Here is an 11,344-nt window from a genome sequence, read left to right as displayed (position 1 = left end):
CCGCGCAGGCACCTCCCCTTCTTCACGTCCCTACGGCTCGTGGACGAGCACCTGCACGATCTCCTCCACGGACCGTCCGACCAGCACCTCATGAGGGCCGGGCGGGGCGACCCAGCCGTGCTTCTCGGGGGCCCAGCGCTGCCAGGCGCGGTCGTCGAGGGCCACCTCGGCCTCCGCCGTCGCGCCCGCGTCGAGGCGTACGCCCGTGAAGCCCGCCAGGCGGAGGTCCGTCTCGCCGGGGGCGCGGACGTAGACCTGGACGACCTCGCGGCCGGGGCGGCGGCCGGTGTTGGTGACATCGAGGCGGACCGCCCAGCGGGCTCCGTCGCGGTGCAGGCCCGCGTCGCCGAAGCGCCAGGTCGTGTAGCCGCGGCCGGAGCCGAACGGGAAGCGTGCCGTCGTTCCCGTGCGGGCGAGGTGGCGGTAGCCCGTCGGTTCCGCCGCGTCGTAGTCGCGCCGCAGGTCGGTGTCGAGGTGTTCGCCGTGCGTGGACCGGTCGGCGTCGGCGCGCGGCACCGTGACGGGCATCCGGCCGCCCGGCTCCGCGTCGCCCGCGAGCACGCGCGCCAGCGCCGTACCGAAGCCCTGCCCCGCGAACCAGCCCTGGACGACCGCCGCCACGCCGTCCGCCCACGGCGCGTGGACCGGTCGGCCGGCGTTGACGACGACCGCCGTGCGGGGGTTGGACGCCGACACCGCGCCAATCAATTCCGTCTGAGAAGACGGGAGTTCGGAGGTGTCCAGGTCCTTGCTCTCGCGGGAGGTCTCCAGCTCGTCGCCGACCACCAGGACCACGGCGTCCGCCTCGGCGGCGGCGCGGCGGGCGCGTTCGAGGGCGCCGGGGCGGGCCGGTGGCGCGCAGGTGACGGTCAGGGCCTGGACGCGGGCTCCCTCCCCCGATGCCATCTCGACGGTGACGGTGACCGGTTCACCGGCCCGCAGTTCGACGCGCGCCGCGCTCGTCTCGGCGCGCGCCACCTGGCCCATCACGTCCTGCGGGGCGGGGGCCTTCCGTTCGGCGAGGACGCGCCCGTCGACGGAGAGCACGGTCGTCCCGGAGCCGCCCGCGCCGAGTGTCCACTCCCCGCCGGTGTCGGGGGTGAACACCGCCGTCAGGCGCAGCACCCCGGGTTCGGCGGTCGGTCCGGCGCCGGGCACCTCGCCGAACCAGATGAACGCGCTGTCACCCCTGACCTCCTCCAGGACCGTGCGCCCGCCCCTGACGTGTTCGAGGAGCACGCCGGGCGTGCCGTCCGGCGCGGTGACGCGGAAGGCCCCGAGGGAGGCGGCGGGTGTCGTGTCGACGCCGCGCTCGTGGACGATCTCGCAGTGCGGGCCGAAGCGTTCGCGCAGCGCCTGCAGCGGGGTGGGCGCGTCCCGTGCGGGGCGGATGCGGCCGAAGGTGGCTCCCTGATAGCACGGCCGGTCGGCGTTGGGTCCGATGACGGCGAGGCGGCGGATCGTACGGGGGTCGAGGGGCAGCAGGTCGTCTTCGTTGCGGGCCAGGACGAAGGAGGCGGCCGCGGCATCGACCAGCGCCGCTTCGGCCTGATCCGGGGGCACGTAGGCGTCGGCGGCGGTCACTTGGCGTTCCGAGCCCTCGACGGCGCCGACGCGGCGGGCGAGACGCAGGAGGCGGTCCACCGCGTCGTCGAGGCGGGCGCGCGGGACGTCGCCGCGTTCCACCGCTTCGGCGAGGCGGTCCCCGAAGTGGATCGCGGGACCGGGCATCTCCAGGTCGAGTCCGGCCAGCGCGGGCCCGAGGGTGTCCTGGAGCGCGAAGTAGTCGGAGACCACGACGCCGTCGAAGCCCCACTCCCCCTTCACGATGGCCAGCAGTTCGGCGTGGGCCGTGCAGGGGGTGCCGTTGAGCCGGTTGTAGGCGGCCATCAGGCCCCAGGCCCCGGCGCGTACGGCGAGTTCGAAGGGGCGCAGGTACACCTCGCGCAGCGCCGTCTCGCCGATGTCCGCGCTCATCCGCTGGCGCGCGGTCTCGGTGTCGTTGCACACCAGGTGCTTGGGCACGGCCGCCACGCCCTGCCCCTGGAGCCCGGTGACGTACGCCGCGCCGAGCACGCCGGCCAGGTGCGGGTCCTCGGAGAGCATCTCGAAGGTGCGGCCCGAGAGGCCGGTCCTGGCGAGGTTCAGGTTCGGGGCGTACACGGCGTCGTAGCCGCGCCTGCGGGCCTCGGACGCCTGCGCCGTCGCCACCGCGCGCACCGTGTCCTCGTCCCAGGTGGCACCCAGGGCGATGCCGCTGGGCAGCAGGAGGGCGGTGTCGCGCTCGTCGAAGGTCGGGCTGACGAGGCCGAGCGGCCCGTCGACCAGGTGCAACGGCCGCAGCCCGAGGGCGGGTTCGGCCACCGTGCTCCAGCCGGTGTGACCCGCGGTGAGGGCGGCGGTCGATGCGGGTGGCTGCTGTGTGCGTCGATCCATGACCGCCTCGAAAATATCGGAATCAGAAGATTGATTTCGCTTCAAGCTACCTTGACGGGCGGACACCTCGCATCTACTTTCAGAATCACAATTCTGATTCTTCACCGGCTTCGGCACTTCCGCACCGGATTCCTAACGGGAGGTCCCTCCGTGCGCTTCTCCGCCTTCCTCGTCGGCCGCTCCATGAGCCCGTCCGACGACGCGTACGTCATCGAAACCCTCACCGAGCACGCCCTGGAGGCCGACCGGCTCGGCTTCGACGCGGTGTTCCTGCCCGACCACCACTTCACGGGCTACGCCCCGATGTCCTCCGACCCCTTCCTCTTCGCCGCGCACCTGGCCGCGCAGACGAAGAACGTGCACTACGGCTTCTCCGTGACGACGCTTCCGCTGCACCACCCCGTCCGCTTCGCCGAGCGCGTGAACCTGCTCGATCACCTCACCAAGGGCAAGCTCCTCATCGGCATCGGCTCGGGCACCACCCCCGAGGAGACCATCGGCTTCGGCGTCGACTTCCAGGACTCCAAGGGCCTGATGGACGCTCAGGTGGAGCTCGTCCAGCGGCTGTGGGCCAAGAAGATCGACGACGAGCCGATCCAGTTCGAGCACGGCCCGTACAAGGGCGCCGTCGTGCAGCGCATCGTCCCCGCCCCGTACAGCGAGCGGCGCCGTCTGATGAGCGTCGCGATGCGCGAGGCGAGCACGGCGCGGGCCGCGAAGTACGGCTGGCCCGCCTTCATCCCCGCGTTCGTGCCACCGATCCCCGCCAGCGGCGAACCGTCCACCGCGTTCCAGAAGTACCTCGACGCCTACCGCGCGGCGATGGCCGCCTCGGGACACCCCCAGCAGGTCGTCGACGACTGCATGTCCTGGACCACCCACTCCTACCAGTGCGTCCACGTCGCCGAGACCGACGAGCAGGCGCGCGCCGAGCTGGAGGTCATCCTCGCCGCGTACCAGGAGGCCATCGACCGCGAGTACGCGTACAACAAGCGCGCCGAGGACATCAGCGGCGTCGACCTGACCTCCGCGCAGGCGCCGAACGCCCTGAGCGAGGAGTGGATCCGCACCTGGTGCCTGTACGGCAGCCCCGACACGGTCGCCCAACAGCTGCGCCACTACGAGGAGTTGGGCGTCGGCAACGTCCTGATGGGGTTCACCAACGGCCCGCTCACCCCCGAGCGCTACGCCCTGACGAGGAAGTCCATGAACCTGTTCGCGAGCGAGGTCATGCCCCGCTTCCGCCCGGACATCACCGCGGGGAGCGAGCGATGAGCCGGCTGATCGTCGGCATCGGCGGCACCACACGCCCCGGCTCCAGCAGCGAGCTCGCCGTGCGCGCCGCGCTGGCCGCCACCGAGGAGCGCGGCGCCCGCACCGTCCACTTCGGCGGCGACTTCCTCGCCTCGCTCCCCCACTACGCCCCCGAGAACCCGGAACGCACCGACGGTCAGCGCCGCCTGGTCGACGCGGTGCGCGCGGCCGACGGCCTGGTCATCGGCTCCCCCGGCTACCACGGCGGCATCTCGGGCCTGGTCAAGAACGCCCTCGACCTGCTGGAGGACCTGCGCGACGACGAGCGTGTCTACTTCGACGGGCGTGCGGTCGGCCTGGTGGTGACGGCCGCCGGCTGGCAGGCCTGCGGCACCACGCTGACCGCCCTGCGCAATGTCGTGCACGCCATGCGCGGCTGGCCCACCCCGCTCGGCGTCACGCTCAACTCGGGGCAGGGCCCGCTGTTCACCCCGGACGGCGCGTGCGCGGACCCGGCGGCGACGGCGCAGCTGTCCCTGCTGGGCAGCCAGGTCCACGGCTTCGCCGAGCGTGCCGTGGCGGCGCCCGCGCGGACGGTGTACGCGGCCTGAGCGGTCCCGAAGGGCACACCTCCGGGGCCGTCCGGCCCTGGAGGGACACCGGACTGCATAGACTTGGCCAATGCCCACACCGTCACGGCCGACAGCGAAGAACAGCGGCATCCGCGCCCCCAAGCAGGAGCGGAGTCAGCGCTCCTTCGACCTGGTCCTCGACACGACCCTGGGCCTGCTCGCCGAGAAGGGCTACTCGGGCTTCGCCCTGACCGAGGTCAGCCGCCGCTCCGGTGTGTCGGTGGGCTCGATCTACACCCGCGTGGACGGCAAGGACGATCTGCTGCGGGCCGCGCAGGCCCGTTTCCAGGAGCGGCTGCTCGCCGACCACCAGCGGATGACCGACCCGGAGCGCTGGGCAGGGGCCTCGCTCGCCGAGCTGGTCCCGCAGCTCATCGCGGAGTTCGCCGCCGTCCTCGAACAGCAGGGCAAGACGCTGGGCGCGTTCCTCCAGCGGGGCGCCGTCGACCCGGCGGTGGCCAAGGTCGGCAAGGCCGGGTACATGGACGCCCGTGACCGCTTCGTCGACCTGATCCTGTCGCGCCGCGACGAGATCGAGCACCCGGATCCGGTGCGCGCAGTCAGCTCCTGCTTCACCACGGTCTACGCCGCTCTCGCCCGCGCCCTCGCCCTCGACGTGGCGCCCGAGGCGGCGGAGGGCAGCGATCTGCCGACCCTCATCGAGGACCTGGGCGCGATGACGCTCGCGTTCCTGCGCTCCGCGGGCCACCGCACGGCCTGAGCGTCGGGGACGTCAGACGTCCCGCCGCCGCCCGCCGCCCCTGCGCCCGCCGCGCCGTCGGCGCGCCACGGCCGTCGGCTCGTGCCGCGGCGGCTCCGACAGCTCGGCGCCGGCATCGTCCGCGCCGTAGTCCGGGGCCACGAACAGCCCCTCCCACTGCGGCCTGGGCGCCGGCATCCGGCGTCCCGCGGGCTCGGCGGGGCGACGCAGTCGCGATTCACGCATCCAGTGTCCAACTCCTCAACAGGCTCGACGTTCCCGCGGGGCCGGGCCCCGCACTCGTATGGCTAACCGGTCGGGCGGCACACCAATCGTGTGCCGCCGGATCCGGGCCGCGGGGCCTGGAGGTCGCGGGCCTCAGTCCCGGTCGACGTGCTGCCGCACCGCCTTGCCGTCGGCCGCGTCGATGTCGACGGTCGTCTTGTTCCAGGTGCCCGGGGTGACCACGTCGACCGACCAGACCGTGGAGCCGTTGTCGGAGGTGTCGAGGGCGACGGCGGTCACGGTGCCCTTCTTGATGTCGGTGGCCTTCTTCGCCGCGTCCGCGGCGCTGACCTTGGCCGCGGCGAGCGTGTCGGTGTTCTCCTTCTTGTCGTCCGCGTCCTGGTCCTTGTCCGTCGTCGAACCGCTGACCTTGCCGGTGGCGGCGTCGACGCGCACGTCGGTGGCCGTGCCGTCGGACGCGACGACCTCGGCGTCCCACTCGGGCGCGCCCTGCTTGCTGTCGCTGTCGCCGAGCTCGATCTCCAGGAGCTTGCTGCCGGAGACCTCCTTCTGGGCGGTGCGCGCCGCCTCGTCCCAGTCGACGTCGGTCTTGGACAGCAGTTTCTTGCGCTCGCTCTGGTCGTCGTTGAGCCGACCGCTCGGGCCGGCACTGGCGCTCGTCTTGGTGTCCGGGGAGTCGCCGCCGTCGTCCGACGAACAGGCGGTCAGGAAGGAGAGCGACGCGGTGACGGCGCACAGGGCGCCGACGGAACGCTTCACGGTTGCACGGTGCATGAGGAGGCCTTTCGTGCCGGGGTCCGGCGGGGATCTCGGTCGCCCGCCGATCGTCCCAACCGCCCCGGCGCCCGGCATCCCGACGCTCCGGCACCTGGCCCATCCGGGCCCCGCCCGTCAGCCCTTCCGCAGCTCCTCGGCCAGCATCACGATGATGCCGCTGGGTCCTCGCACGTACGTGAGCCGGTAGATGTCCTCGTAGGTGCCCACGCCGCGCAGCGGGTGGCAGCCGTGTTTGGCGGCCGTGGCCAGCGCCTCGTCGAGGTTGTCGACCGAGAACGCGACGCGGTGCATGCCGATCTCGTTCGGAAGGGTGGGTTCCGTCTCGATCGCGTCGGGGTGGATGTACTCGAAGAGCTCGAGGCGGCCGTGGCCGTCCGGCGTCTGGAGCATCGCGATCCTGGCGTGGTTCCCGTCGAGGCCGACGGCGGTGTCGGTCCACTCGCCGCTGACCTCGTCCCGGCCCAGGACGGTGAGGCCGAGGTCGGTGAAGAAGGAGATCGTGGCTTCGAGATCGCGGACGGCGATGGCGACGTTCTCAAGTTTGATGGCCATGTCCGGCATGCTACGAGCCGGAGGCCGCGGCCGCGGCGTGCTCGCACGTCTCGTCGATGCCGTACGTGTCCCAGGCGGGGAACGGGTCGGCGGTGGGCGGAGGCTCGGTGTCCGTCATGAGGCAGGCGGTCAGCGCGGCGTGCAGGGCGGGCGCGTCGAGGCGCGTGCCGATGAACACGAGCTCCTGGCCCTCGGGGCTCTCGGCATCGCGGGCCGCGGTCGGCTCGAAGCGGGCGACGGAACCCGCCTGCGACCACAGGCCCGTCACGCGGGGCCGGCCGGCGAGCGCGAAGAAGCCCTTCGAGCGCAGCACCCGCCCGAACGCCCCGCCGTCCAGCTCCCGCGTCACGAAGTCCCACAGCCGCCCGGGATGGAAGGGGCGCGGGGAGCGGAAGACCGTGGAGGAGATGCCGTACTCCTCGGTCTCGGGGACGTGGTCACCGTTGAGTTCACGGACCCAGCCGGGGGCCTGCTGCGCGCGGTCGAGGTCGAAGAGCCGGGTGCCCAGGACGTCGCTCGCGGGGACCCGGCCGCGTACGGCGGAGACGATGCGGGCGACCGGGTTGAGGCGGGTGAGCACCGCGCGCAGCCGCGCCGCCGCCTCCTCGTCGACGAGGTCCAGCTTGTTGACCACGATGACGTCGGCGAACTCGATCTGGTCCATCAGCAGGTCGCTGACGGTGCGCTCGTCGTCCTCGTACTGGTCGAGACCGCGCTCGACGAGTTCGTCGCCGCTGTCCAGCTCGGTGAGGAAGTTCGCCGCGTCGACGACCGTCACCATCGTGTCCAGGCGGGCGACGTCGCCGAGGGTGGCGCCGTCGTCGCGGGCGAACGCGAAGGTGGCGGCGACCGGCATCGGTTCGGAGATCCCCGACGACTCGATGAGGAGGTGGTCGAAGCGGCCCTCGCGGGCCAGCCGGTCGACCTCTTCCAGCAGGTCGTCGCGGAGAGTGCAGCAGATGCAGCCGTTGGTCATCTCGACGAGGCGTTCCTCGGTGCGCGACAGGGCGGCCTCGCCGCCGCGCACCAGGGCGGCGTCGATGTTGACCTCGCTCATGTCGTTGACGATGACGGCGACACGCAGCCCCTCGCGGTTGCCGAGCACGTGGTTGAGGAGGGTGGTCTTGCCGGCGCCGAGGAAGCCGGACAGGACGGTGACGGGGAGGCGGTCGGCGGACATGGGCGCTCAGCCTTCGGGGCGCAGGAGCCCGCGCTCGTACGCCTTCACGTGCCGCTGCGGCACCAGGTGGGTGACGCCGTCGACCGTGACGGGGACGAGGTGGGGCGTGGTGGCCTTCCACTGGGCGCGGCGGTGGCGGGTGTTGCTGCGGGACATCTTCCGCTTGGGAACGGCCATCGGATCCTCCATGGGGTGTGAGGTGAGGGGGCGGGGACGACACCGAGACGCTACATGAAAACGGTTCCCATTCTCAATCCGAGCCGAATTGCATCAAGGGAGCATCAAGGCGCTGGTCATTGGCCATACTTGAGGGCACGGGGGCGGGAGGGCCTCTGGTTGTTCCGAGCAAGGAGGCGGCGTCCGGTGAGCAGCGTGACGACGGGACTGCAGAAGATCGAGGTCAGGCTTCGTTGGGATCCCAGTCCCGTGGGAGAGTCACCCCGCCACCTCGACATCGTCGCCGCGACGTACTCCGACGAGTCCCCCGACGACCGGCCCGAGTACGTCGTGCACTACGACAGCCGCTCCCCCGACGGCACGATCAACATGGACCGGCACAGCGAGACCGGCATGGGTTTCGGGTTCGTCGAGGTCATGTCGCTCGAGCTCGACCGGCTCGCGTCCTCGTACACGCGGGTGGTGGTCGGCGTGGTGATCCACCAGGACCTCACGCCGCGCACCTTCTCCGACATCGAGAACGCCGGTGTCCTGGTCGTGGAGAAGTACACGGACCTGCTGGAGACGGACTTCACGCCGGTGGCCGGCTCCACCTGCACGACGGTCGTCGAGTTCCGGCGCAACGACGCGGGCGCGTGGAAGCTCCACGAGCTGATTCAGGGCTTCGACTGCGACGCCTCGGACTTCCCGACGCAGATGGGCAGCGCGCACTCCGTCGACTGACCGCTACCCTTCGAGCGCGACCTCAGCTCAGCTCGAAGCCGTGATAGTGGCTCACCGCGATGCCGTTCGTGAGGTCGCGGTAGAGCCCGACGCCGCCGATGAAGGGCATGAACACCCGTTGCTTTCCGGGGATGTTGGCGCCCATGTACCAGGACGCGGCCTGCGGCATGAGGGTCAGGTCGGCGAGGTCGTTGGTGGTGTTCACCCAGTTGTCCTCGGCTTCGGGGTCGGCCTCCATGCGGTGCAGGTCGCGCTCGCGCAGGTGCGTGAGGGCGCGGGTGATCCAGTCCACGTGGTGCTCGATCGACGTCATCATGTTGGACAGGACGGACGGGCTCTGGGGACCTGTCACCGTGAACAGGTTCGGGAACCCGGCCGACATCAGACCCAGGTACGTACGCGGACCGTGCGCCCACTTGTCGCGCAGCGCGAGGCCGTCGACACCCCGGATGTCGATGGCGTTCAGGGCACCGGTCATGGCGTCGAAGCCGGTGGCCATGACGATGACATCGACGTCGTACGTGACGCCGTCCCGGGTGCGGATTCCGTGCTCGGTCATCCGCTCGACGGGGTGTTCGCCGAGGTCGACGAGGGTGACGTTGTCCTGGTTGAACACCTCGAAGTAGCCGGTGTCGACGCACATCCGCTTGCTGGCGATCGGATACGTGCGCGGGGTCAGCCGCTCGGCGACCTCGGGGTCCTTCACCTTCTCGCGGATCCGGGCGCGGACGTACTCGGCGACGGCCGCGTTGGCGTCCGCGTCCTTGAGCAGGTCGCTGAAGCCGCTGCCGAAGCACAGCCCACCGACGTCCCACCTGCGGTCCAACTCCCGTACGACATCGGCCTGCGCGGTCTCGACGAGCAGCACCTGCTGCTCCTCGTCGCAGTCGAAACCCTTCGACGAGGCGCGGGACACCTCGCGCCTCTCGGGGTAGTGGGCGCGGGCCTCGGCGAGGCGGTCGGCGATGGGGCCGTTGTGGGCGGGGACGGCGTACGAGGGGGTGCGCTGGAAGACGGTGAGCGAGGCGACCCGCGGGGCGATGGCGGTGATGGTCTGGAGCCCCGAGGATCCGGTGCCGATGACGGCGACGCGCTTGCCGGTGAGGTCGGCGCCCTCGTGGGGCCAGCTCGACGTCCACAGGACCTCACCCGCGAAGTCGTCGAGCCCCTCGAAGTCCGGCCGGGACGGCACGGAGAGACAGCCGGTGGCGGCGACCACGTATCGGGCACTGCGCGCCACGCCATCAGAGCAGGTGACACACCACCTCTGCTCCCCCTCACTCCAACGCAGGTCCTCCACACGGGTGTTGAAGACGATGTCGCGCCGCAGGTCGAAGCGGTCGGCGACGTGTCGCACGTAGGCGAGGATCTCCGGCTGGGCGGCGTAGCGCTCGCTCCAGTCCCACTCCTGTTCCAGGTCGGCGTCGAAGGAGTAGGAGTACTCGACGGACTCGATGTCGCAGCGGGCGCCGGGATACCGGTTCCAGTACCAGGTGCCGCCGACGTCCGCACCGGCCTCGACGACACAGGTGTCGAAGCCGAGCGCGCGCAGCCGGTGCAGCTGATAGAGCCCGGCGAACCCGGCACCAATGACGAGCACATCATGCTCAACCACGCCTCACACCACCTTCCCGGCGACGAACTGGTTGATGTGCTCCGCCACGAGCCGCAGCCCGTCCTCGAACCCCGGCAGGATCCCGGCCATCTGGAAGAAGGCGTGCATCTGCCCGGCGGCCTCCTCCAGCTCGACGGGCACACCGGCCTCCCGCAGCGCCTCCGCGTACGCAACGCCTTCATCGTGCAGCGGGTCGTACTCGGCGACGTACACGAAGGCGGGAGGCAGCCCGGCCAGACTCTCGGCGCGCAACGGCGAAGCATCGGGATGAGTCCGCGCGGCTTTGTCCGGCAGATAGTGATCCCAGAACCACATCATGGTGTCGCGGGAGAGCAGGAGCTGGTTCCGCGGATCGACGTACGAGGGCCGGTCGAAGTCGCAGTCGGTGACGGGATAGACGAGGACCTGGTAGTCGACGCGGGGCCCACCGAGATCACGCGCCCGCCGGGCGACGACAGCGGCGATGTTCCCACCGGCACTGTCCCCGGCGACAACCAACGGAACCCCCGCCGGGGCAAGCTCCTTCGCATGCTCAGCAACCCACTCCACTCCCCGCCAACTGTCCTCGACGGCGGTCGGGAACGGATGCTCGGGCGCCTTGCGGTAGTTGACCAGGACGACGGTGGCCCGGGTGGCCTCGACGATCCTGCGCCCCACGTGGTCGTACTGAAGGTCGATGTCCCCCAGCACCCAGCCACCACCGTGGAAGTACACGACGACGGCCCGAGGTTCGCCCTCGGGCCGCAGCACCCGCACCCGGATCCGCCCGTCGACCTTGACGTCCCGCACCGACCCGACCTCGGGCCCCCTGCCACTGAGCCCGGACAGGATCGGCCCGTGCAGCCGCGCGACCGCCGGCGTCGACTCATGAATCGCCGGCCCATCGGCCTCGGCCAGCTCCGCCAGAAACACCTGCGTCACCGGTTCCAGTGCCATCCGGCAGCCCCCTCACGAGCACCGTCCGCTGTACCGTGCACGTTTCATGGTGGCGGGAGACAGGGCCGGGGTCCAGACCCGGTACGCCCCGACTCTCACCGGCTTTCCGTGCCGCC

General features: G+C 71.2%; 12 protein-coding genes. 4 read left to right on the top strand and 8 right to left on the bottom strand.

The features are described 5' to 3' along the window. Nucleotides 1–30 precede the first annotated feature (30 nt). Entirely contained in the window at nucleotides 31–2,436 is a 2,406-nt protein-coding gene (locus ACTWJ8_RS35155; RefSeq protein WP_443261555.1) for a beta-glucosidase family protein, read from the bottom strand. A 150-nt stretch (nucleotides 2,437–2,586) separates the two neighbouring features. Between ACTWJ8_RS35155 and ACTWJ8_RS35150 the strand changes: the two genes are divergently transcribed. The 3 genes from ACTWJ8_RS35150 (at nucleotide 2,587) to ACTWJ8_RS35140 (ending at nucleotide 5,043) form a co-directional block, all read left to right on the top strand. Beyond that, a complete protein-coding gene (locus ACTWJ8_RS35150; protein WP_443261554.1) occupies nucleotides 2,587–3,711 on the top strand; it encodes an LLM class flavin-dependent oxidoreductase in 1,125 nt (374 codons plus the stop codon). Then, on the top strand, nucleotides 3,708–4,301 hold the full coding sequence (locus tag ACTWJ8_RS35145) for an NADPH-dependent FMN reductase (protein WP_356373233.1): 594 nt from the start codon (nucleotides 3,708–3,710) through the stop codon (nucleotides 4,299–4,301). The genes ACTWJ8_RS35150 and ACTWJ8_RS35145 overlap by 4 nt, the downstream gene beginning before the upstream one ends. Nucleotides 4,302–4,371: 70 nt before the next feature. Continuing rightward, on the top strand, nucleotides 4,372–5,043 hold the full coding sequence (locus ACTWJ8_RS35140) for a TetR/AcrR family transcriptional regulator (protein WP_443261553.1): 672 nt from the start codon (nucleotides 4,372–4,374) through the stop codon (nucleotides 5,041–5,043). Between the two features lie 12 nt (nucleotides 5,044–5,055). Here ACTWJ8_RS35140 and ACTWJ8_RS35135 read toward each other — a convergent pair whose 3' ends face one another. The 5 genes from ACTWJ8_RS35135 to rpmF all read right to left on the bottom strand — a co-directional run bounded on the left by ACTWJ8_RS35135 (nucleotide 5,056) and on the right by rpmF (nucleotide 7,954). Next, complete coding sequence (locus ACTWJ8_RS35135) at nucleotides 5,056–5,268, bottom strand: hypothetical protein (protein ID WP_356373235.1); 213 nt, start codon at nucleotides 5,266–5,268, stop codon at nucleotides 5,056–5,058. 132 nt (nucleotides 5,269–5,400) lie between these two features. Then, nucleotides 5,401–6,027 (bottom strand): PepSY domain-containing protein, encoded by a 627-nt coding sequence (locus ACTWJ8_RS35130; protein ID WP_356373236.1) that lies wholly within the window; start codon nucleotides 6,025–6,027, stop codon nucleotides 5,401–5,403. Nucleotides 6,028–6,159: 132 nt separating this feature from the next. After that, on the bottom strand, nucleotides 6,160–6,597 hold the full coding sequence (locus ACTWJ8_RS35125; RefSeq protein WP_356373237.1) for a VOC family protein: 438 nt from the start codon (nucleotides 6,595–6,597) through the stop codon (nucleotides 6,160–6,162). Between the two features lie 10 nt (nucleotides 6,598–6,607). Beyond that, the gene (locus ACTWJ8_RS35120; protein ID WP_443261551.1) at nucleotides 6,608–7,777 is read right to left on the bottom strand and encodes a GTP-binding protein; all 1,170 of its coding nucleotides are present in this window, start codon (nucleotides 7,775–7,777) and stop codon (nucleotides 6,608–6,610) included. 6 nt (nucleotides 7,778–7,783) lie between these two features. Further along, entirely contained in the window at nucleotides 7,784–7,954 is a 171-nt protein-coding gene (gene rpmF / locus ACTWJ8_RS35115) for a 50S ribosomal protein L32 (protein WP_443261550.1), read from the bottom strand. A gap of 186 nt (nucleotides 7,955–8,140) precedes the next feature. Between rpmF and ACTWJ8_RS35110 the strand changes: the two genes are divergently transcribed. Beyond that, nucleotides 8,141–8,677 (top strand): TerD family protein, encoded by a 537-nt coding sequence (locus tag ACTWJ8_RS35110; RefSeq protein WP_443261549.1) that lies wholly within the window; start codon nucleotides 8,141–8,143, stop codon nucleotides 8,675–8,677. Nucleotides 8,678–8,699: 22 nt separating this feature from the next. Here the strand turns inward: ACTWJ8_RS35110 and ACTWJ8_RS35105 are convergent, their stop codons facing one another. Next, nucleotides 8,700–10,292, bottom strand: coding sequence for a flavin-containing monooxygenase (locus ACTWJ8_RS35105; RefSeq protein WP_443261548.1), 1,593 nt, complete (start codon nucleotides 10,290–10,292; stop codon nucleotides 8,700–8,702). 3 nt (nucleotides 10,293–10,295) lie between these two features. Continuing rightward, the gene (locus ACTWJ8_RS35100) at nucleotides 10,296–11,228 is read right to left on the bottom strand and encodes an alpha/beta hydrolase (protein ID WP_443261547.1); all 933 of its coding nucleotides are present in this window, start codon (nucleotides 11,226–11,228) and stop codon (nucleotides 10,296–10,298) included. Nucleotides 11,229–11,344 lie beyond the last annotated feature (116 nt).

The organism is Streptomyces sp. SDT5-1, from assembly GCF_052245995.1.
Lineage (GTDB): Bacteria > Actinomycetota > Actinomycetes > Streptomycetales > Streptomycetaceae > Streptomyces.
The sequence above is the reverse complement of the archived record's forward strand: the minus strand, read 5'-3'. Positions and strand labels throughout refer to the sequence as shown.

Excerpts from the sequence above, each read along its gene's own strand:
- ACTWJ8_RS35125 (WP_356373237.1), bottom strand. The coding sequence starts at position 6,597 with ATGGCCATCAAACTTGAGAACGTCGCCATCGCCGTCCGCGATCTCGAA.
- ACTWJ8_RS35145 (WP_356373233.1), top strand. The coding sequence starts at position 3,708 with ATGAGCCGGCTGATCGTCGGCATCGGCGGCACCACACGCCCCGGCTCC.
- ACTWJ8_RS35135 (WP_356373235.1), bottom strand. The coding sequence starts at position 5,268 with ATGCGTGAATCGCGACTGCGTCGCCCCGCCGAGCCCGCGGGACGCCGG.
- rpmF (WP_443261550.1), bottom strand. The coding sequence starts at position 7,954 with ATGGCCGTTCCCAAGCGGAAGATGTCCCGCAGCAACACCCGCCACCGC.
- ACTWJ8_RS35155 (WP_443261555.1), bottom strand. The coding sequence starts at position 2,436 with ATGGATCGACGCACACAGCAGCCACCCGCATCGACCGCCGCCCTCACC.
- ACTWJ8_RS35120 (WP_443261551.1), bottom strand. The coding sequence starts at position 7,777 with ATGTCCGCCGACCGCCTCCCCGTCACCGTCCTGTCCGGCTTCCTCGGC.
- ACTWJ8_RS35100 (WP_443261547.1), bottom strand. The coding sequence starts at position 11,228 with ATGGCACTGGAACCGGTGACGCAGGTGTTTCTGGCGGAGCTGGCCGAG.
- ACTWJ8_RS35140 (WP_443261553.1), top strand. The coding sequence starts at position 4,372 with ATGCCCACACCGTCACGGCCGACAGCGAAGAACAGCGGCATCCGCGCC.